This is a genomic window from Actinoallomurus acanthiterrae, assembly GCF_054775715.1.
Genome location: NZ_BAAHCO010000001.1, coordinates 12,265,414 through 12,284,822, shown reverse-complemented (window position 1 = coordinate 12,284,822; position 19,409 = coordinate 12,265,414). Strand labels below are relative to the sequence as shown.

The window sequence follows — 19,409 nt, the reverse complement described above, 5'->3', positions numbered from 1 at the left end:
CGCTTGTCGGTGGCGGGGTGCGCCGCCGGCCAACTCACTTCGTTCGCCCTCCGGGTCGCCATGCGGCGATTGGACGGCAGCGCTCCCCTCACGCCCGGATCGGTTGAGCATCAAGCGGCCTCCGCCGACAGGTAGGCCCCCATCGCGGCGATATCGCCGTCCGAGACGAACGCGGCCCGGACCCGCACCGGGTCTGGGGACTCCTCCAGCCGCACGTAACCGACCCCGGCACCAACCCGGGGGATGGGCGAGATCTGGTCAGCCAGCGCCCCACGCTCGTACGCGCCGTCGCCAAGGACCATGTCGACCTGGTCGGACTCATCCAGGCGCAGCGCGATCCTGGTGGGGAACAGGTTCCGGATGTTGATGACGTCCTTGCGCGGGTCCTGCAACGCGCCGACGACGCAGATGCCGACTGACCGGCCTTGAGAGGTCAAGGTGGCCAGCGCCGCATCCGCCCGCTTGCGCAGATCCCGCTCCGGGCAGTACGCCGTGAGGAACGCCAGCTCATCGACCATGACGACGATGAACGGGTCTGCGACGGTGGCCAGGAAGGTGCGGGTGACGCCGCCGAACCGGGCGGCCCGCTTGTGCATCTCGGCCACGGCCGCCTCAAGCAGTTCGACCATGCCGCCGGATGCGTCGTCGCTGTAGCGGTTGAAGATGCCCCGTCCAAAGGCGAGTTCCATGCGCTTGGGGTCGAGGCCCCACACCTGGACCAGGCCCGCGCGCATCGCGGGCAGCAGCGCGCGGATCAGGCTCCACAGGATCGAGCCCTTACCCGCCCCCGTCGCCCCCGCGATCAGCACGTGTGTGCCGAGCAGCCGCAGCAGCCACGGCGAGGCATCCTCACGCTTACCGACCGGAAGCGCGGTCAGGTCCACCTCATGCTCGGAGCCGGGCACCGGCAGCGCGGGCAAGGGCGTCGCGAGCGCATCGCGTCGGACCAGTTCCAGCCACACGAACCCCGGCTTGGACGCGGTCCGGATCCGGCACAGCGCGGCCCCGAAGCCATGCGCGAGGTTCTCGGCGTGGTCCCGCCAGATGCCCGGAGCCTGCCCCGACAGCATCTTGACCAGCACCCGATCCGTGGTGGCGTCCACGCGGACGCGTTTGATGGCGGGCAGGTATTCGCGGGCGTTGCGGTAGAACGCCAGCCCGGACATCACCATCACCGGCTGCCAGTGCCGCCGGTAGACGAACACGTGCCGGAAGCGGGCACGGGCCGGGCGGGCGACCAGCCGGAGGAAGGAGTCCCACCAGTACGCCGCCCAGCAGCCCAGCCCCAGGCAGGCCAGGCCGAGCAGGAAGAGGGGGAGTTTCCAGCCGACCGCGTAGACCAGCCAGCCGACGCCGCCGACCGTGAGAACGGCGATCGAGTGGCGGGCGAGGAAGACGACCAGGCGCACCAGCGCCCGGACCAGGTTGATGGCCAGGACCAGGGCCGGGGGCATGTGCCAGACCGGCGGAGCCCAGCGCGGCCTCTCGAACGGATCGCTCGTTGCCGGAACTATCACGTTGTCCGACGGGTTCTGCTTGCGGATCTCGAACCCCATCACCGACCACCCCTCACCGGGCGGGAGAGGCGTTCGGCGAGGCGCTTGGGGAACAGCACGGTCTGCCCCACGCAGGACGAGCACTTACCGGTCTTGGTCGTCTCGGGAAGCGGGTTGCGGCACACCGTGCAGCGAGGCCGCTTGGATCGGGTAGACATGGATCGGTCTCCATCCAGGAGTGATGACCAGGGGTGAGAGGTCGAAGGGGCGGCCGGAAGGGTGAGAGCTTCCAGCCGCCCCGCTTGCCATCAGGCCGCAGCGCGACCGGACTGTTCGACGTGCAGCCGCTCGACCTCCGCCAGCAGTGCCGCCGACGCGTTCGCCAACCGGCGGATTAGCGCGACATCCTGAGCGGTCACCGCGACGTGGGGACGCGGGCCGATGTTCACGCTGACGTCGCCGTGATCGATCCCCAGGAACGGCCCGGTCCCGCCCGCGCCGTGCAGCTCGATCCTGACGGTCTCGTCCAGGTAGAACGAGGTCATGACAGACATGGCCTCACCGGGCCGACCGGTGAGCGTCGTGTAGGTGTAGCCGGAGTTCTCCATCAGGCGGCCGCCTTCCTGCTCGCGCCGTTGCGGTACAGCCGCTCGACCTCGACCGCGTACGCCGCCGCCTGCTCAGCCATCTGCCGGGCGAACTCCACGTGTTCGGCCCGCAGTCGCTCCGGCAGGGTCAGGGAGACCAGCACCCCGCCCGTGGAGAGCGTGAACACCGGCGTCCGCCGGGCGTAGGAACGGAACTCCGCCCGCGAACGCGTCTGAACCGGCAGCGACAGCGCCGAGGCCCGACCCGCCGACATCAGGCAGCCGCCTTACCGGCCGCAGGAGCAGCGGTCTTGGCCGCGCCCTTGGGTTCGCGCATCGCCTTGGCCCGGAAGGAGTGCGCCAGCCGGTTGGTCTTGGAATCGACGTAGGGGGTGACGGTCAGGCCGTCGAACTCCACCGCCGCGAACGGGAACCCCGCCGCCGGAGCCGGGGGGACCGGCTGGTGTTCGCCGAACAGCTTGACCTTGGTCGAGCCCTTGGCGGCCGGGTCAGCGTCGATCACCTCGACCTGCCACACCCGCTCCCCCGACTCCCGATCCTTGGCCTGGACGAAGTTGTCAGCGGAGGACTTGTCGAAGTCCCGCACCGGCTCGACCTCACCCCGGATGAACGCCCCGTAGGGGAATACGAACCCGAAGTCCACGGGGATCGGACCCTGCAATGCCATGAGACATCCTCTTCGATCGACTTCCCGACAACTCGTGCTGTCGAGTGATTCGAAGGTATGTCGCAATCAACAGCTCGACAAGTCGAGTTTGGATCATTTGGGAGTGATCTGGGTCACACTCCCGGTTTGTGCTGATCAGAGGGTGTATTCGTCCTCAAGCTCATGCAGCTCGCCCGGCAGGACCAGCTCAACGACGAGCAGGGGACGGCCGGTCACCTCGTGCACCGCAGCCAGGACGCCGAGCACCGGCGCGGTCTTGCCGATGCTGAGCGCTTTGGCTTCCTCGGTGGTTGGGCGGCGCGCGGTCAACCGCTCCGTGACGCGGCCGAGCCGGACGTTCGCCGCCGACTGCAACCGCTGACGCACACCCACCGATGAGGGGGTGTCGGCATCCAGGCCGGCCGCCTCAGCGATATGCGGCAGGATCCAGAAAGACACCAGCTCAGCCGGGGTGTCGTTCTGGAACGTCACGTGCTGGCGCAGCAGCAGCGGGAAGTTCGGCGGCACCTCCAGCAGGGCCGCTACAGAAGCCGGAGCCGGACGCCGATCGAGCGTCACGAGGGCACCGGATAGGGGTTCATCCAGCAGCGGACGAGTCGGACGCTGATGATCCTCAGCAGTGCCCAGAGACGCCTTAACGAACGACCCGCGCCCGTGCTCGCGTTCGATCACGCCCCGCAGCTTGAGGGTGTCCAGCGCCTTGACGACGGTCGGCCGGGAGACGCCGTACTCACGGATCATCTGCGTCTCTGAGGGGAGCATGGACCCCGGCGGATACGTGCCGTCCTCAATGCGCCGCCGGATCGTCTGCACGATCTGGATGTACTTGGGCGGCGCGTAGTCCATGTCTTCCATGACGACCTACCATCAACTCGACTGGTCAACAGCCTAGCGGCAGGTCATCTCGCCGTCACGACTACCGGTGAGGTCCACAGGGCAGCGGGATACGGCCAGGTGGCCGCCGACAAGATCGCCTTGGTCAACTCGTCGGCGTCTACGGCTTCCACCAGCCGCCATCGGCCGGAGACCCACAGCATCGCCCACCACGACTGCGTAGCCGGGCCGAACCAGATCATCACGCCCGGAAACCGGCGCGCCAGGACGGTCAGCGGGTCGGGATTCACGAGGTCCCACCCGAGCGCTTGCCGGAGAGCCACGCGTCTCCCGCGAGAGTCCAGGCATGCGCGGCTATGGCAGCCGCCGCCCCCGCCGGATCGGTGGTGACATGGCTGTCAGTCCCCGAGTTCCACTCGAAGTAGTCCCCAGTCACCGCGATGACGACGCTGGGCCGCCCCGTCGCCGAGCGGATGAACGCGGCCGGACGCGCGTCACTCATCCCTACCTGAAACCCGAAGCCGACCAACTCCCGCACGAGGTCGGTCAGGAGACGGATCTTGCGCTTGTGCTGTTCCGCACTGTCCACCGAAGCACCCTTCTGGTCGGACGCGGGACCGATGGCGGAGGCGGTGATGGTGTGGATTGGACAGCCACCGGTCCCGCAGCTCATCACGCCGCCGTCGCGGCCTGTCCCGTGCCGTCGCACCATGAGCACGGTTTCCGGTTCGCGGGCGTGTCCCGTCCGTCTATGGACGCCAACGCCAGCCGTCGCCGTGGCCGTACGTACTTCCAGCCCCGCCCCCGACAGGCGATGCAGCATGCGCCCTCGGCGATCTCTGGAAGGTTCGTCAATGCCCCACTCCTTGGCCCGAAACGGAGAACGTGAACGGGACACTAGGAGCGGAACAGGCCGCCAACCCGAACTCTCAGTTCGGGTAGCCCACCGGCTCGGGTCGTTACGACACGACCAGACCGATGCGTTTGGCGAGTGCGCGCACCTGGGGAGCGAGGGAGGGGCGGGCGCGTTTCAGCAGGCCACGAACCAGATCGCGGGCCAGCAGGTTGTATCGCATGTCCTCCGGCCCGCTGGCCTCGGCGCTCATCAGGTGGAGCAACACCGCTGCGTCGTCGCGGCGCTGGTCGTTCAGCCGCGCAAGCTCAAGATAGAAGGTGGTCTGTCGTTCCCGCGAGGGGGAGTTGGTGACGTCGATCCGGTCGGCGATGCTCAGCCCTTCGGCGGATTCGCCTGCTTCCATCTCCACACTCATTGCGTGCAGGTCCACATTGGTCGGGCCGAAGACGGTCCACATCACATTGCCCTCACCCGACGTCTTGGCTGCTGGCAGGGCATGCTCGCGGAGCCGGTCACGCGCCGTCCACGCGTCCCCCTGCCGGACCGACGCCACCACGGCCACGAGCCACAGCGACCCGTACATCGCCGCCCAATCGGGACCGTCGTTCAGCCGAGGTTTCAGTTCCTCGGCCGCGCGGATCGCGGTCTCCTCGGCTGCTTCCGACTCGTCCTGGGCGAGGAGGATATGACCCAGGTTCCACTGAGCCGCCGCGAGCCGTATTGGATCGTCGGAGTCTTGAGCAGCGGCTATGCCACGGTCAGCAGCCAGCAAGGACAGGTCTGTGCGACCGATGCGCTTGGCGAAGGTCCGCAGCAGAAAGTACATGTCCGTCGACAGCCGGGCCGCCTCCCGCCGCTCGCTCGCGTCGCCCGGTGCGCGGAAGGACCGCGCCGCCTGCTGGACGTCGGTGATCAAGTCGGGGAGTAGGGCCGCACCTTCGGTGTAGCGGTTCGGCGAGGTCTGCCAGATTTCCCATGCGGCATCGACACGGCCGCGCAGCTCCGCCAGGTCCACCGGCTCACCCGTCGACCCGTAGGACATCATCGCTCGGTTGATCTTCGACGCGACGGGGTGAACCGTGCCGTTCTGCTCAAACTCTGGTTCGCCCAGGAGCACCGCCACCCGCACACCGAGGATGCGCGCGAACTGGTGAAGCAGCGTGATCGTGGGCGTCTTCAAGCCACGCTCGATCTGCGACAGGTAATCCTCGGTCACGCCAGCCAGACCAGCGACGGCCGCCTGAGTCTTGCCGCGACCCTGCCGGTAGAAGCGCAGCCTTTCACCGATCCGGATCTCATCCGATGGGCTCACGCATGCTCCCCAGGGGGACGGGAATCGGGGCAGTGGCTCTCAGCGTAAGCAGTCACAGCGGCGTGTGGGAGCCTGGGATCTCAGATGCGCCAAGGAGCGGAGGCGTGCAGGTGACGGTAAGCAAGCTCATCCTGTGGGACGTCGACCACACGTTGATCGAGACCGGCGGAGTCGGAAGCGAAGTCTTCCGCGACGCGTTCGAGCAGGTCACCGGCCGCAAGATCGACGAACTTGCCGACGTCACCGGCCGAACCGAACAGGTGATCTTCCGCGACACGCTTGAGATGTACGGCATCGAAGACCCCGGCGACTACTTCCCGAAGTTCGCCGAAGTCCAGGCCCAGGGATACCGGTCCCGAGCCGACGAGATGCGCCGACGTGGCCGTGTCCTGCCCGGAGCCCGCGAAGCTCTCGAAGCACTCGCCGACCGGCCGGAGATCGTGCAATCGGTCCTTACCGGCAACCCGCGCCCATCCGCCCAGGCCAAGCTAAGCATCTTCGACCTGTCCGCACTTCTCGACCTGGACAGCGGAGCCTACGGAACCGACGACTCCGTACGCGCGCACCTTGTCGGCATCGCCCGCCAACGAGCCACAGAACGGCACGGGGCGACCTTCACCCCAGAGAACACGGTCGTCATCGGAGACACCCCCAGCGACGTCGAAGCCGCCCTGAAAGGCGGAGCAGACATCATCGCCGTCGCGTCAGGAAAGACCAGCATCGACGAACTACGGCACGCCGGTGCCACCAAAGCACTTCCAGACCTGACAGACACAGCCGCACTGACGGCGGCCATCATCGAGCAGCATCAACGCTGACGCGACGCGAGCCACGTTTTTTGCCGAATCTCGCTGTATTAGATCAAGGCGGCGGCGCAAGCGCCGCCGCAGGCCGCCCGCTCCGGCACGCCCTACGGGCGTGCGGCGTGGGCGCCGGTCCCTCCGGCCGTGCCGATCGGGCGGCCCCGCCAACTCGTTCGCGTCACCGCCGTCGTTCGCATCGTCGTTGCCACCACGGCCAGTCACGGGGCGCGAGCGGGTCTGGCAGACTCCGCCGCAGGAACTCCTCATCAAGGGGGCTGACAAGCGCCTCCAGCGCACGTGCTGAGGGTGTGGACAAGAGACTTATGGCCTCTTCGAGGATCCGCCGACTCGGACGACCGCAGCAGGCACAGGGATGAGACTCGAAGGCCGCCGGCGAACGAGAGGTCCGAGACCACCCGGCAAGAGCATCCGCGACGGCTCCCGGCCACAGTCCGAAGCGTGCCCAATCCGAAGCCGACCGCAGCTCGATCTGGTGCACCTCTTGCTGAGCGACGCCAGGAAGACCAGGGACGTGCGGAATGTCGCGCCAACCAGGTCGGTGACGGGCCAGCCGCCGAAGCTCACGAGGCCGCCTGCGCGGCATCGGCACCTTTTTTCGAAGGCAATAGTCGAGACTGTCCATACTCTATGCAGCGCCATCGGCCAGGGCCAAGCGGCCAAAAGAATGCGCCTCCGGCGGGGGTCTCAGGCTCGGGGATGGCTCCGGACCGCACGCAGCGTGAGGGTGGTCAGTGGTTGGGGTGGAAGCCGGGTCATCCCCTCTGCCGACGCCCCAGGCGAAGCCAAGCAGACCATGCCCCAGGGGCGAAGGTCGTTCGTCCGGTAGGGCGCTCCACCTTCACCCCTGGGGCATGGCCCGCTTCCCTGACGGGCGGGACGACGGCAGAGGGGATGACCCGGCGGGCGGTGCTGTGGCGAGCGTCGCCAGGGCGTGCCCGTTGCGTGCCCGTCAGAGCGGACGATCACGGTCGCGTACGGTCACTCACGGGGAGATCGCCGAGAACGCGCACGTCAGCGATATCGCAGGTGATCAACGATCAACGGAATCGACTTCCCAAGCTGGTAGCGCGGGTTCGATTCCCGTCACCCACTCCACACGACGAAAGCCCAGGCCAGGGACATGATCCCGGACCTGGGCTTTGATCTTGGAGGGGCTGTTTTCTGGCCGTCGTGCCATTAGCGTGCCATTAGGCCACGGGGACCAGCTTCCCCGCTGTCCCCTCGTCGTCCTGGTCGTCGTCGTCCTCGGTCGATCGCGCCGCTCTTCACCAAGGCGTCAAGGCGGCGGCGCAAGCGCCGCCGCAGGCCGCCCGCTCCGGCACGCCCTACGGGCGTGCGGCGTGGGCGCCGGTCCCTCCGGCCGTGCCGATCGGACGGCCATTGATCGATCATTCCGGCCGGTCGCCGGCGAACAACAACTTCCCGGCGGCGTAGCGCCAGTAACCGTCATGGTGACGCCACCTCCCCGTCTCAGCCGCCGTCTGTGTCTGCTCCACCCACTCCCGGAGCTGGGGCAAGCCCTGCGAGCGCACGAGCGAACGCACGGCAACCCGGTCGGTCGACCGGACTGGGTGCACGATGACGTAGATGCCGGCTGAGCCCGGAGGGACCCCTTCGCCTCCGTAGTTGAACGACCGGGAAGGAACCCAACGCGCTTCCAGTACGGTCCCGGCCCACATTCCCGTCTCGAAGCGAGGCTGCTTCACCAGAGACTGGGCGTCGCCTAGCCCATCGATCACATCGGTGAGTGAGGCCGGCCAGGACTGCCCGCGGGGAAGGCGACGGTTACGCGAGGGCATACGGTGATGATGCCGCTCTGATCCCTGCGCACCAAAGCAATTAAGGTGCCTCCGGCGGGGGCCTCAGGCTCCGGGGGTTGCGTCCACGGACGTGGTGTACGAGTTTCCGCTGATCAGAGGCGTGGCGCCGTGAACTGAGACGGCCATCGCGTGATCCTTCGAGATGCGAAGTCAAGATCGAAGGAGACCAACGCGATGGCCGTGGACAACAGTGTGGACCCTGCGGGCTGGTTCGCCGAGCAGATCGGGGCGTGTGAGCCGGATTTGCTGAGGAAGATGGTCAAGACCATGGCCGAAGCGCTGATGAGCGCCGAGGCCGATGCCTTTTGTGGGGCCGAGTACGGGCAGCGCTCAGGTGAGCGGGTGAACCGCCGCAACGGCTATCGGAAGCGGGGCTGGGACACCCGGGCCGGCACGGTGGCTGTTGCTTTATCTCCCGGCGGCCTGACCCCGAGGCCGGCTGGGACGCTCGGGAGGCGGATCCGGGCGAATGGGCAGCCTGGCGATCATAGACGTGGTCGCGGCGGCCGGGACGCGGATACGTCCGCTGGGGTGCTGACCAGGTCAGGTGGCGAGTGCTGCTGCGCGTCGGGCTGAGTCCAGGCGGCAGAGCTTGCCGAGGTTGAGGACCATGGCGGCGAAGGTGAGTTCGGCTTGGCAGGCGCGCAGGCCCCGGCGCGCGAAGCGACGTAGAGCGGTGCGGTCTTTAAGGTGACCGTTGACGGGCTCCACGGTGGCGCCTCGTCGTTTGTAGAGGGCCGCACCTTCTTCGGTGGCCAGGCGGTGGACCATGACGGTGGCCGGGTCGGCGTCCTCGGGTGGTGGGTCGTGGTGCTCGCCGGACTGGGGCAGCTCTCCGTTCTTGCCGGGCGCGATGAGCCGGTCAGGGCCGGGAGCGGTGAGGTTGTCCTGGGTCCAGTAGCCGGCATCGAACAGCAAGGCGCCGATCCAGTCGGCCCGGCAGGGGCAGTCCGTATCCGTGCAGCCCCACGGGTGACCGCCGTCGTCGCGTTCGGCGGACGCGTCGATGCAGCACCGGCCCAGGGACGGGCATTGCCGCGAACATCGTGCGCGGTGAATCAGCAGCGCTGCGGTGACGGCTGCTTGGACCATCGGCTGCAGCTGCCGCCGATCGTTGGCGTCCTGGACGAGGTGGGGGTTGAGGATCAAGCCGTCGTCGCTGACCGCGAGCTGGGCGTTATAGCCCTGGATCATGCCTCCGTTGCGGTCTTGCATCAGGCGGCTGTCGAGGTCGGTGACATTGCGCCGTGCGACCGGGCGCTCATCTTTGGTCTTGATTCCGCGCGGCCCGTGCCTGCCACCACCGGGCACCGGAGTCAGGTCGGGCTGTTCGCGTGCTGAAGGCTGCGAGGCCGTCTGCGCCCGGGCGGCCACCAGTTCCCGCTCGGCTCGCGCCACCCACCGCTTGGCGCGCGCGACCTGCTGGCCGCGATTCTCATCGAAACTGAACGGCCCGAGATTCGGCTTGGGTCCTTCGCCGGCCTCGAACCGCCGGATCCGCTCGCGCATCACCGCGATCTGTTCTCGTTTGGCGGCGACTTCCTTGGCCAGCCGGTTTTGGGCTGCCTGCAGCCGGGCTTCGGCGATCGCCACGGGGTCGGCTCCGACCGGACGAGACCCCACATCGTTGCGGCCGGAACGGGTGGCCTCCAGGAACGCGTGCTCCTTCGCTGCGGCGGCCTCATCGTCCAGGCCGCGTTCGGCTTCCTCCGCGATCACATCGGCCAGTGCCCGCTTGAGCCGCTCTTCCCGGTCACGCCGTCCCCGCAGCTGCTGGGGTGTCTCATCACCGCGTTCGCCCGGTCCGAACGCGGCGTCTTCGGCAGCGTCCTCCGTTGCGGCCCGCGTGAGGATCTCATCGACCTGCTGTTGCAACCACTGCCGACGGCACGTGGCCTTCTTCGATGCGTCCGCCGCGATCTTCGTCCCGTCCACCGCGATGGCGCCCAGCCGCCCCATGCCGGCCTTCGCGCAAATCATCAGTACCTGAGTGAACAGCGCCCGCACCGAGTCTTGATGCCGTTGCCTGAACCGGGCGATCACCGTGTGATCAGGCACCTGCAGCCCGCAGATCACCCGCATCGCTACATCCGTCCGGCACAGCCGCTCGATCTGCCGCGAGGAACGGATTCCAGCCGAGTACGCATAAATCAGCAGCGCCAGCAGCATCCGCGGATCGTAAGCACGGCGACCAGGACCGCCTTGGGCATACCGGGCCTCCAACTCCGCGACGTCCAGGTGCTCGACCACCTCGAGAAGCACCCACACCACATGATCGCCGGGAAGCCACTCACGCATATCCACCGGCAACAGAAACTGCTGATCCCGATCAACCCGCCGGAAACCTCTCGCCACCCGCCCATCCAACGATCACCCAGACCATCAGACCTGCCCCTCCAGGAGATCGTGCCTAAAAAGCAACAGCCACACGATCGAGCTGGCGATCCCGAAGCTGCGCAGCGGTTCGTACTTCCCCGAGTGGTTGCTGGAACGTCGTCGCCGTGCCGAACAGGCCCTGGTCTCGGTCATCGCCACCTCTTATGTGCTGGGGGGTCTCGACCCGGCGGGTGGACAAGCTCGTCGACCAGCTGGGGATCAAGCACATCTCCAAGAGCCAGGTCAGTCAGATGGCCAAGGTCCTGGATGACCAAGTCACCGCGTTCCGCAACCGGGCGTTGGACGCAGGCCCGTACTCCTTCGTCTGGATGGACGCCCTCACGCAAAAGGTCCGCGAAGGCGGCCGCACCGTCAACGTCCACGTCCTGGTCGCCACCGGCGTCAACGCCGATGGGCACCGGGAGATCCTCGGAGTCGAGGTCACCTCCGCCGAGGACGGCGCCGGCTGGCTCGCCTTCCTGCGCGGCCTCGTCGCCCGCGGCCTGAGCGGGGTCCAACTGGTCATCTCCGATGCTCACCGCGGCCTGGTCGAGGCCATCGGCGCGACGCTGCCCGGAGCGGCCTGGCAACGCTGCCGCACGCATTACCTGCGGAACCTGCTGACCAAGGTGCCCAAGTCCGCCCAGCCGTGGGTCGCGACGCTGGTGCGGACCATCTTCGACCAGCCCGCCGCCGAAGAAGTCGCCGCCCAGCACGGGCGGGTGGTGGCCAGCTTGGAGGCCAAGTATCCCGACGCCGCCGCGCACTTGGACGAGGCCCGCGATGACCTGCTGGCCCTTCACCGGCTTCCCGCGCGAGATCTGGCGGCAGATCTGGTCCAATAATCCTCAGGAACGGTTGAACAAGGAGATCCGTCGCCGCACCGACGTCGTCGGGATCTTCCCGGATCGGGCCGCGATCATCCGCCTGGTGGGAGCGGTGCTGATGGAACAGACCGACGAATGGACCGAAGCCCGCCGCTACATGGGCCTGGAATTCCTCGCCAAAGCCCGACTGCGACTGGTCGCCGGCGAAACGCCGACCGAGGACACTGCCACTCAAGCGATCACCGCTTAACGTGCAGAAACAGGATCACGCGAAGGCTGGCTCATACACCATCCGCGTGGACGTGACCGCTCCGGGATGGCCGCACCGCCGGGGGCCGAGCTGGGTGGATGGTTGAGGTGGAAGCCTGATCATCCCGCCCGCCGACGTCCCAGGCGAAGTCAAGCAGACCAGGGGCCTCCGGTCGAGGTCGTTCGTCCGGCTGGGGTTTTGACTCACATTTCGTGGCGGTCGCGGTAACGGTCGCCCAGACCCCGGGCAAGGCTGCATGTGTTCCCGAAGGCCTTTGCTCTGCTTACGCCGAGTAGGCGGTGGACCGTGCCAGATGTGTACTCAACGTAAGCAGAGCAAAGGGCCATAGGAGGCGGGGCGGTGAGCGGACGGGTTCGCCTGGTCCGGAGCCGTTCACTCACGAAAATCGAGCCAGAACCCGGCTGGGCGCTCCACCTCGACCGGAGGCCCCTGGCCCGCTCCCCTGGCGGGTGGGACGACGGCGGACGGGATGATCAGGCAGGGGAGCGCTATGCGTACGGTGCGAGGCATAGTGACCTGATGTCCCCTCATGTGCTTCCTCTGCCCAGTGACGCTGCCGCCGTCGGCTCCCGCGCCGAACTTGTCGCATACGTGACGCGGCTACAGGCTGCGATCGAAGCTGGCGTAGAGGTAGAGAACGACACCCTTGACCGGTTCCTTGAGGCGCTCGCTGCAAAGCTCGAAGTACAGCCGCCCGCCAGTGGGGACGCAAGTTGGTCGTACTTCGCCTACGTTCTCTCGACCGCATTGATCTACGAGTAGCCGAGAGCCGGTCGCCGCCGCCGGGCAGCGGACGGTCGTGCCATTAGCGTGCCATTAGCCTCGGCGATCAAGGGTCAACAGCGGTCACTCGTGGCCACACGACTGAGCAGGTCAGCGCCCAGGACGGCCAAGATCCGGACGCTTTCCAAGCTGGTAGCGCGGGTTCGATTCCCGTCACCCGCTTCATACGACGAAAGCCCAGGCCGGGGATGCGATCCCGAACCTGGGCTTTGATCTTGGTAGGGCCGGTAACCGGCTGTCGGGCCATTAGGCCACGGGGACCAGCTTTCCCTCCGTCCCGCCGTCCCGTCGTCGTCCTGGTCGTCACTGTTGTCCTCGGCCGACCGCGCCGCTTCCACCAAGGTGGCGAGGCCATCGGCGATCTTCCGGTCGGGCTTGTTCGACGTGTGCTGATCAAGGCGGTGGCGCTGCGCGCCACCGCAGGTCGCCCGCTCCGGCCCGTCCTACGGGCGTACGGCGTGGGCGCCGGTCCCTCCGGCTGTGCCGGTCCGGCGGCCATGCCGCACAAAGACTCACCGCAGAGGTTGATAGCGCGGCGTCAGCCGCCCCTCTTCGTCGATGAGACCGACGGCGTACGCAAACGTCTGTAGGTACTCCCGATCTGAGGGGTCCGTCTCAAGCGCTGCCAACGACGCCAGTTCATCGATCAGGCGTTGTCTATCCGTGTCACCTAGCTGATTGAGCAGGTAGCCGGCGTACTCCGTCTGCTTGATCGCGGTGTTGTCATCAAGCACGGAGTCATCACAGGTATCGAAGAACTGGGTGTAGGCCACAACCGCCTTGAGAAGCTGCCTCACCAGCTCCGGAGAATCGCTCACCGGGGCATTCTGCCCCGAAACGCCTCAGGCGGGGGCCTCAGGCTCCGGGATGGCCGTACCGACGGGCCGGGCTGGGTGGGCGGTTGAGGTGGAAGTCGGGTCGTCCTTTCTGCTGACGTCCCACGAGAAGCCACGGAACTCAACGTCAGTCGATATGCCAGGCTAGGCCCATGACGACCCTTGCCCAGCTTCGCAAGGCTGCCCTTTCCTATCCCGAGACCGCCGAGCAAGTCATTGGCTCAGGAATCGTCGTATTCACGGTGTACGAGAAGCGATTCGTGTCGATGGGCAAGGACAAGATGGTGGAGCTCCGACTCCCTGCGCCGGATGCGGACGAGGTCCTTGCCGCGCATCCGACAGCGCGGCGGCTGGCGCGCGGCGCGACGTCGGTTGGCGTGCGTGTCCCGATCGGGGACATCAATGGTCAGCAGCTCAACCACTGGGTGCGTCGCGCCTGGCTTTCGGGGGCGCCGAAGCGACTGGCGGCGCGAGTGGCCGCTGGGGACACTGCGACGCCCGGTGAGGTTGGCGACCTGCCCAAGGCCATCGGAGGGCCCGCCACCCGAGCCCTCACCGGCGCAGGCATCACCACGCTCGCCCAAGTCGCCGCCCTGACCGACGCTGAACTGCTGGCGATGCACGGAGTCGGCCCAAAGGCTGTTCGCATTCTCCGCGAGGCGCTCGCTTAAGCTCACGGGGCCAAATCAACGGGCCGAAGCCACCACACCCCAGCAGGCGGAGCCCTCAAAATGCCGCACCGGGGCCGAGTCAACTTGCCGAAATCAGACTGTCAGCACGCCGCCTCAGCGGTGCGAGTTCTGCTCGTGTCGTCACAGGGCACAGGGCCTACGACCGCTGTGGGTGGCTGATGGCGGTGCCGGCTGGGGCGGTCGGCTACCGCGGCGCTTCCGGTCTTCGGCGCCCGGGGGGCGCCTGCGGTCCGGGTCGCCTTGGTCCCGACAAACTACGGCTGAGGTACCAGCCCAAGACCTCCTCGGTAGCTCAGCCACCCGGCCCCCCGCCTGCCGGAGCCCCGGTGATGGCCTGCATCTCCTGCCCGATCATCTCCTGCAGCGGCACGCCGTCGCAGTTGCCGAGGATGACACCGACCCAGCCGGTGTATGGGTAGATGTCCCAGTTGGCGCTGACGCCGGGGTTGCCACCAGCACGCTGGTACATCCACTGGCCGTTGACGATGGAAATCGGAATCCCGTAGGCCCCGAACGACTGGGCCCCATGGGGGATCTTGGCGGCGGTGAGCACGTCGGCCCAGGGCCGGTCCAGCACCGTGCCGTCGCTCAGTGCGCGCGCGAACCGGACCAGATCCGGCGCGGTGGCGAACCCGCTGTCCCCGGGGGCATCGATGAAGGCGCGGCCCGGATTCTTGCCGAGTACGCTCGGGTCCGGGCTGCTCTTGTCCAGGTTGCGGACGGCGTCCACCCGGCTGCCGTCGGCCAGCGTCATGTACGGGTGCGCGATGTGCTTGTCGGTGAGCCACTGCGGCCTGGTGTAGAACGCCGAGCCGGTCATGCCGCAGCGCTTGAAGATGTTCTCCTGCACGTAGTCCCAGTACGTCTTGCCGGTCACGGCCTCCACGATCAGCGCGGAAATGGTGACCTCCGGCTCCTCGTGGGCGGTGTCGGGAACGCCTGGGACGCCCGCCAGTTTCGCCTGCCGGGCCCGCTGCTCGTAGTACTCGTGCACCTCATCCCGGCTCTGGAAGACGCGTTGCACGTCCTCATCCGGGCTGTCCAGCCCGGATGTGCCGGACAACAGGTGGTGGATGGTCACCTGTTCGGCGATCTCCTTGGCGAAGCCCTTCAGATGGGTGCCCACCGTGTCCGACAGCTTCACCTTGCCCTGCTGCGCAAGCTGCAAGATGGCCACCGCGTGGAACGGCTTACCCGCCGAACTGAGGCTGAACGCGGTGCCCTCGTGGTTGGCGATCCCCCTCTCCTTGTCCGCCATGCCATAGCTGCGGGACAGCACCGTCCGGCCCCGGTGCGACAACAGCACCACGCCGGAGAACTTCCCCTCCGCGGCCAGCTTCGCCACGTACCGGTCATAGGCCCCGCCGGGCAGGGTGTCCGGCGGGATCTGGTCGTCGTCGGTTGGGGCCGGGGCAGCGTGGCTGGGCTGGGCGCCCACCAGTGACGCGCCGGCCACCACGCCGGCCGCCGCCAACCCGCCCCACCCGAGCAGCCGCCGCCGGTCGACACCACCTGCAGAATCCGAGTCCATGATCACCGTTCTTTTCCGATGGACGAACTGACCATTGATGCGCTGTGGTCGCTGCCTCCACTGAAGACTCAAGACTGTTGCGGTGGCGTATGCGATTTTCGATACGTCCGCGATACACGTTCCGGGAAGATCACTGGTCGTCGTGCCGAGGTCGAGGCCGTCATCGTCCGCCCTCTCGCCGACGACCCCGTCATGGTTGGGGGCCGATCGCCGCCGCAGGGCTGCCGGGGTCGCGCGGGCGAGCGCCCGGACCGATGCGCTCTCAGCACCGGCCGGGGTTGGCGAAGGCCGGCACCGTCCGCCGAGCACCTCCTGATTCGCGGGTCGTTCGACGCGTATCGTCCAGGCATGGACACCACTGCTTCACCCCGTGTCCTCGTCATCGGGCTTGATCCGTATCGGGTGCCCGGGCCGTGGGATCCCGAGTCGGCGGCCAAGGCGATCGAGGCGGGACTGACCAGGTTCGCTGAACATGGCGTGGGCGTCGAGACCTGCCTAATCGGCCTCGATGGAAGTGACGACGTGGAAGCGGTCGTCGGGAATGCGCTGCGAGCCCATCCGTGGGAGTGCGTCACCGTCGGCGGTGGCCTGCGGCACTCAGACGATCAAGTTGAACTCCTCGAGCAAGTAATCAACCTGGTGCGGCGGCACGCACCCGATGCGGCCATCGCGTTCAACAGCACCCCAGCCACCACCTACGAGGCCGCTGCCCGTTGGATCAAGTGACGACAGCAAAAGTGTCACCTCCTGGTCGTCAGTGATCTTCTGACGGCTTTGGGGAACTTCGCCCCGTAGAGCTGGGCGAACGTCGCCGCCGCAGGCCGCTCGCCGCGGCACGCCCTACGGGCGTGCGGCGGCGAGCGCTGGTCCCTCCGGCCGTGCCGGTCGGGCGGCCAAGCAGAACTCGCCCACCCACATGATCGTCACTGAGTCCGCCGCGAGGAATAGCGGCACCGCTGATCACGCTGGCCGCTCGCCTTCAAAGCGCACGCCATCCCCGCTGTATCGCCAGTAACCGAAGCGATCACGTGATCGCCAGATCTCAGCCGCTACCTGAACCCGCAGGATCCAATCTCGGAGTTCGGGAAGTCCTTTCGTCCCAGGACAAGCCGAGCAGACCATGCCTGCGGAGCTGTACCCGAGCGCGCGCCAGACTCGACTTCATGACCGGTGACCCCTCGCGTTACGACGACGGCCAGAACACCCGTTGGGATCTGGTGGCCTTCAGCACTCACGATGACCGGCTCGTCGGGCGCTTCACAATCACTCGCGAGCAGTTCCTCCGCGTCCGGGAGTTGTTCGACTACGGCGACGATCAGTGGTTCGCCGACTCGTATCCGGTACGGCCCGAGCTATGGCCACAGGTGATCGAGATCCTGTCCTGCCCTCCGCCCGAATCTGACCAGGAGTACTTCATCGAGGGGACCGCCACGGACTGTTGACGCGGGGGCCGTTGCCGACGATGGGAACAGCGAAGGCGCAGGCCGAGCGGGCAATCTTGGAGGTACGCCTGCATGTAGTGCTCGTCGTTCTCGGCATCAAGCCGCTCCACGATGACGAACCGATTGGCGGAGGTCAGGCCGTTCAGGAGCGTACGGATGTCCTCCGAGGTCGGCGGGTTTACTTCCTCACCGCGCTCATTGGATGCGCGTGCTCGCAAATCCACGAGGACGAAGGTAACAATCTCCGGCTAAACGTGTGTGACAGCAACAGTGGCACCGTCGCAATCGCCGATGCCGGGGTGGGGCGGTCAACTCGCCACGTCCACGCCCTCCTGGCACGCGTCCATGTAGGCGCCCTTGCCGGCGGGGAACTTGCCGCCGCCCTTGACGGCATCACGGTAGGACCTCGCGCAGAAGTCGGAGGGAAGGTGATCCTTCCCAAAGAACAGGACCATCCCGGCCGACTTCTTGATCATCTCGTGGCGGGTGTACTTCTTGCCGTTGGGGTCGATCAGGACCACCGTCGAGTCACCTACCTTGTGACTCGCGACCGGTTTGGCGGACGGGCTCGCACTGGGGGATGGCGGGGTGGCCGGGGCGCTGGTCGCGCCCCCGCTCGCGGTCGCCGACGCGGCCGGAGCCGAGGATTTGGCGGCGGTGTCGTCATCGTTGCAGCCTGCGGCCCCCAACGACACAACGCCCAGCGACGCGATAACCAGCAGGCTTTTGCTGTTCGTGGCCACATTTCCCCCTGTATCCGGTAAATGCCCCTGAGTGACCATAACAGGATTTCAGAATCGCTGCCCGGCGACGCCGTACGCGGCGACTGGGGCCAGGCCGGCCCCATCGTGCATTTGCTGAAAGAGGAAGCGTTCGGCATATGTACGGGTCATGAACGGTGTGCGATGAGCCCGCATCAGTCTGCCCTTGGCGCGGTAACGGAGCCGGTACCCTTCGTCCGTCTTGAGGATGTTACCGACCGGCCGTTCGTGGGCGCCTCAAGCCAAGGCCCGATCCGATTATCGAGCGGGCCTTTGTGTTCGGCCATGGGATCCGCCGGCTCTCGATCCGAACAGAGGCCGGCTCATGGACGTCGCTGCCGTTCGATGGGCGCGGTCCGCGGCGTCATGCCCGGTCCGTGCCGACCACCTCGACCATGCGACGCACGGCGTGGGTACCGGTCCCTCCGGTCCCTTCAGCCGTGCCGACCGTCTCGTCTCATCGTTCCGTAAGCTCGTCCGGCATGTCCTGGATCCCGGTACTGTCCACCGTCGTTGGCGCCGTCATCGGCCTGGGCTCAGGACTGTTGACCGAACACCTGCGCTCAGGACGGGAACGCACCGGACAGTCGCTCAACGCGCGACGAGACGTCTACGTCCAATACCTGTCGGCTCTCCACGACGCGAACGAGGCACTGCGTGCCGTCTCCCTCGGCGAGCACGCACCAGACCTCACCCGCAAGGCCGCAGCCCGCGCCGCATTCCGCTCCGCCCGGATCACCCAGGCCCGGGAGCACGTCATCCTCCTGGCACCCGAACCTGTCATCACGGCGGCAGACAGCGCCTACCGAAGCCTGCGAACGCTCCGGGACCGCATCGGCCAAGGGGAGCAGCTGGCCCAGTACGAGCCGGTGCTCATGGCCTACGGCGACAGCCTGGACCAGCTACGGCAGGCCGTACGTCGCGACCTAGGTATCAATGGTCGAAGTCCCCGCATCGAACTCTGAGCGCCACATTGGGCGTTTCTCGAGTGCTGGTCGCGGGCCCGCGGCCGTCAGACGGCAGCCTCAAATGCCTGAGTAAGGACGTCTCCGCTCGCTGGCGTTGCGGGCGAGGTACCGCGTACAACTTCTGGCAGAGGAGCCCCGGCTGATCGAACTTGCCGACCAGTCCCTCGACGCCGTGGCGGACATCCACCATGCCAAAGACGCAACCGAGCTGATGGAGCACGCCGAGCGGACAGACGAACGGGTCGGGGACTTCATACGAGCGGCGGCCGCTGAGGTTCGTTGAACTGGTGGTGCGCCGTGCCGTCTCATCCACCGGGGGTCGTGTTCGGCGCGCTAATCGGAGTTCTGCCAGACGAGTATGCCTGGACCGTCGGCAGTGACAACGGGAGTCCATGCCTCGTCTAGTTCGTGAAGGCGTTCCTCATCAAGCTCCAATTTCCGTGGGCTGCTGGAGTTCAGGACCTACCGTTGATCGCTCATTCCCAGAGCCTCCCCTCCGGTGCCT

20 protein-coding genes and 2 pseudogenes are annotated in these 19,409 nt (G+C 67.1%); 8 read left to right on the top strand and 14 right to left on the bottom strand.

All coding sequences use genetic code 11. The features are described 5' to 3' along the window. Positions 1 to 110 precede the first annotated feature (110 nt). From ACYVF7_RS57920 to ACYVF7_RS57880, 9 genes are all read right to left on the bottom strand, one after another. Positions 111 to 1,556 carry an FtsK/SpoIIIE domain-containing protein gene (locus ACYVF7_RS57920; protein WP_460357051.1) on the bottom strand — a complete coding sequence of 482 codons (1,446 nt, stop codon included), beginning with the start codon at positions 1,554 to 1,556 and terminating at the stop codon, positions 111 to 113. Beyond that, positions 1,556 to 1,714, bottom strand: a complete 159-nt coding sequence (locus tag ACYVF7_RS57915; protein WP_460357048.1) for a hypothetical protein — start codon at positions 1,712 to 1,714, stop codon at positions 1,556 to 1,558. Before ACYVF7_RS57915 ends, ACYVF7_RS57920 begins: the two co-directional genes overlap by 1 nt. Before the next feature lie 90 nt (positions 1,715 to 1,804). Continuing rightward, positions 1,805 to 2,104, bottom strand: a complete 300-nt coding sequence (locus ACYVF7_RS57910) for a hypothetical protein (RefSeq protein WP_460357046.1) — start codon at positions 2,102 to 2,104, stop codon at positions 1,805 to 1,807. Next, on the bottom strand, positions 2,104 to 2,358 hold the full coding sequence (locus ACYVF7_RS57905; RefSeq protein WP_460357044.1) for a hypothetical protein: 255 nt from the start codon (positions 2,356 to 2,358) through the stop codon (positions 2,104 to 2,106). The genes ACYVF7_RS57910 and ACYVF7_RS57905 overlap by 1 nt, the downstream gene beginning before the upstream one ends. After that, positions 2,358 to 2,771, bottom strand: coding sequence for a plasmid replication, integration and excision activator (locus tag ACYVF7_RS57900; protein ID WP_460357042.1), 414 nt, complete (start codon positions 2,769 to 2,771; stop codon positions 2,358 to 2,360). Before ACYVF7_RS57900 ends, ACYVF7_RS57905 begins: the two co-directional genes overlap by 1 nt. Positions 2,772 to 2,906: 135 nt before the next feature. Then, positions 2,907 to 3,626 (bottom strand): GntR family transcriptional regulator, encoded by a 720-nt coding sequence (locus tag ACYVF7_RS57895; RefSeq protein ID WP_460357039.1) that lies wholly within the window; start codon positions 3,624 to 3,626, stop codon positions 2,907 to 2,909. Between the two features lie 44 nt (positions 3,627 to 3,670). Then, positions 3,671 to 3,895, bottom strand: a complete 225-nt coding sequence (locus tag ACYVF7_RS57890; RefSeq protein ID WP_460357037.1) for a hypothetical protein — start codon at positions 3,893 to 3,895, stop codon at positions 3,671 to 3,673. After that, positions 3,892 to 4,428 (bottom strand): hypothetical protein, encoded by a 537-nt coding sequence (locus ACYVF7_RS57885; protein ID WP_460357035.1) that lies wholly within the window; start codon positions 4,426 to 4,428, stop codon positions 3,892 to 3,894. Before ACYVF7_RS57885 ends, ACYVF7_RS57890 begins: the two co-directional genes overlap by 4 nt. A 136-nt stretch (positions 4,429 to 4,564) precedes the next feature. Next, positions 4,565 to 5,773, bottom strand: a complete 1,209-nt coding sequence (locus ACYVF7_RS57880; RefSeq protein WP_460357033.1) for a helix-turn-helix domain-containing protein — start codon at positions 5,771 to 5,773, stop codon at positions 4,565 to 4,567. Positions 5,774 to 5,805: 32 nt separating this feature from the next. On the opposite strand from ACYVF7_RS57880, the gene ACYVF7_RS57875 reads away from it, so the two are divergent. Further along, positions 5,806 to 6,591 (top strand): HAD family hydrolase, encoded by a 786-nt coding sequence (locus ACYVF7_RS57875; protein WP_460357031.1) that lies wholly within the window; start codon positions 5,806 to 5,808, stop codon positions 6,589 to 6,591. Positions 6,592 to 8,591: 2,000 nt separating this feature from the next. Continuing rightward, positions 8,592 to 8,828: pseudogene (locus tag ACYVF7_RS57870) on the top strand (transposase); the annotation flags it as partial. A 132-nt stretch (positions 8,829 to 8,960) separates the two neighbouring features. On the opposite strand, the gene ACYVF7_RS57865 reads toward ACYVF7_RS57870, so the two are convergent. Next, entirely contained in the window at positions 8,961 to 10,772 is a 1,812-nt protein-coding gene (locus ACYVF7_RS57865; RefSeq protein ID WP_460348116.1) for a transposase, read from the bottom strand. A gap of 73 nt (positions 10,773 to 10,845) precedes the next feature. Between ACYVF7_RS57865 and ACYVF7_RS57860 the strand changes: the two are divergent. Together ACYVF7_RS57860 and ACYVF7_RS57855 are read left to right on the top strand one after the other, a co-directional pair. Continuing rightward, positions 10,846 to 11,870: pseudogene (locus ACYVF7_RS57860) on the top strand (IS256 family transposase); the annotation flags it as partial. 540 nt (positions 11,871 to 12,410) lie between these two features. After that, positions 12,411 to 12,653 (top strand): hypothetical protein, encoded by a 243-nt coding sequence (locus ACYVF7_RS57855; protein ID WP_460357028.1) that lies wholly within the window; start codon positions 12,411 to 12,413, stop codon positions 12,651 to 12,653. 533 nt (positions 12,654 to 13,186) lie between these two features. Here ACYVF7_RS57855 and ACYVF7_RS57850 read toward each other — a convergent pair. Beyond that, positions 13,187 to 13,492, bottom strand: coding sequence for a hypothetical protein (locus ACYVF7_RS57850; protein WP_460357025.1), 306 nt, complete (start codon positions 13,490 to 13,492; stop codon positions 13,187 to 13,189). Positions 13,493 to 13,662: 170 nt separating this feature from the next. On the opposite strand from ACYVF7_RS57850, the gene ACYVF7_RS57845 reads away from it, so the two are divergent. After that, entirely contained in the window at positions 13,663 to 14,181 is a 519-nt protein-coding gene (locus tag ACYVF7_RS57845) for a hypothetical protein (RefSeq protein ID WP_460357023.1), read from the top strand. Between the two features lie 313 nt (positions 14,182 to 14,494). On the opposite strand, the gene ACYVF7_RS57840 is transcribed toward ACYVF7_RS57845, so the two are convergent. Beyond that, entirely contained in the window at positions 14,495 to 15,733 is a 1,239-nt protein-coding gene (locus ACYVF7_RS57840; RefSeq protein WP_460357020.1) for a serine hydrolase domain-containing protein, read from the bottom strand. Positions 15,734 to 15,751: 18 nt separating this feature from the next. Between ACYVF7_RS57840 and ACYVF7_RS57835 the strand changes: the two genes are divergently transcribed. Together ACYVF7_RS57835 and ACYVF7_RS57830 are read left to right on the top strand one after the other, a co-directional pair. Continuing rightward, positions 15,752 to 16,459 carry a hypothetical protein gene (locus tag ACYVF7_RS57835; RefSeq protein ID WP_460357019.1) on the top strand — a complete coding sequence of 236 codons (708 nt, stop codon included), beginning with the start codon at positions 15,752 to 15,754 and terminating at the stop codon, positions 16,457 to 16,459. Between the two features lie 437 nt (positions 16,460 to 16,896). Beyond that, entirely contained in the window at positions 16,897 to 17,175 is a 279-nt protein-coding gene (locus ACYVF7_RS57830; RefSeq protein ID WP_460357018.1) for a hypothetical protein, read from the top strand. A 308-nt stretch (positions 17,176 to 17,483) separates the two neighbouring features. On the opposite strand, the gene ACYVF7_RS57825 is transcribed toward ACYVF7_RS57830, so the two are convergent. After that, positions 17,484 to 17,918 carry a hypothetical protein gene (locus ACYVF7_RS57825; RefSeq protein ID WP_460357016.1) on the bottom strand — a complete coding sequence of 145 codons (435 nt, stop codon included), beginning with the start codon at positions 17,916 to 17,918 and terminating at the stop codon, positions 17,484 to 17,486. 500 nt (positions 17,919 to 18,418) lie between these two features. Here ACYVF7_RS57825 and ACYVF7_RS57820 point away from each other — a divergent pair, with 500 nt between their 5' ends. Beyond that, positions 18,419 to 18,901, top strand: coding sequence for a hypothetical protein (locus tag ACYVF7_RS57820; RefSeq protein WP_460357014.1), 483 nt, complete (start codon positions 18,419 to 18,421; stop codon positions 18,899 to 18,901). Between the two features lie 336 nt (positions 18,902 to 19,237). Here the strand turns inward: ACYVF7_RS57820 and ACYVF7_RS57815 are convergent, their stop codons facing one another. After that, positions 19,238 to 19,363, bottom strand: a complete 126-nt coding sequence (locus ACYVF7_RS57815; RefSeq protein ID WP_460358611.1) for a DUF6210 family protein — start codon at positions 19,361 to 19,363, stop codon at positions 19,238 to 19,240. Positions 19,364 to 19,409: the final 46 nt, after the last annotated feature.

Bases quoted from the DNA above. Each gene is read 5' to 3' on its own strand.
- ACYVF7_RS57920 (WP_460357051.1), bottom strand. From the start codon at position 1,556: ATGGGGTTCGAGATCCGCAAGCAGAACCCGTCGGACAACGTGATAGTT.
- ACYVF7_RS57915 (WP_460357048.1), bottom strand. From the start codon at position 1,714: ATGTCTACCCGATCCAAGCGGCCTCGCTGCACGGTGTGCCGCAACCCG.
- ACYVF7_RS57910 (WP_460357046.1), bottom strand. From the start codon at position 2,104: ATGGAGAACTCCGGCTACACCTACACGACGCTCACCGGTCGGCCCGGT.
- ACYVF7_RS57905 (WP_460357044.1), bottom strand. From the start codon at position 2,358: ATGTCGGCGGGTCGGGCCTCGGCGCTGTCGCTGCCGGTTCAGACGCGT.
- ACYVF7_RS57900 (WP_460357042.1), bottom strand. From the start codon at position 2,771: ATGGCATTGCAGGGTCCGATCCCCGTGGACTTCGGGTTCGTATTCCCC.
- ACYVF7_RS57895 (WP_460357039.1), bottom strand. From the start codon at position 3,626: ATGGAAGACATGGACTACGCGCCGCCCAAGTACATCCAGATCGTGCAG.
- ACYVF7_RS57885 (WP_460357035.1), bottom strand. From the start codon at position 4,428: ATGCTGCATCGCCTGTCGGGGGCGGGGCTGGAAGTACGTACGGCCACG.
- ACYVF7_RS57855 (WP_460357028.1), top strand. From the start codon at position 12,411: ATGTCCCCTCATGTGCTTCCTCTGCCCAGTGACGCTGCCGCCGTCGGC.
- ACYVF7_RS57845 (WP_460357023.1), top strand. From the start codon at position 13,663: ATGACGACCCTTGCCCAGCTTCGCAAGGCTGCCCTTTCCTATCCCGAG.
- ACYVF7_RS57840 (WP_460357020.1), bottom strand. From the start codon at position 15,733: ATGGACTCGGATTCTGCAGGTGGTGTCGACCGGCGGCGGCTGCTCGGG.
- ACYVF7_RS57835 (WP_460357019.1), top strand. From the start codon at position 15,752: ATGGACGAACTGACCATTGATGCGCTGTGGTCGCTGCCTCCACTGAAG.
- ACYVF7_RS57830 (WP_460357018.1), top strand. From the start codon at position 16,897: ATGACCGGTGACCCCTCGCGTTACGACGACGGCCAGAACACCCGTTGG.
- ACYVF7_RS57820 (WP_460357014.1), top strand. From the start codon at position 18,419: ATGTCCTGGATCCCGGTACTGTCCACCGTCGTTGGCGCCGTCATCGGC.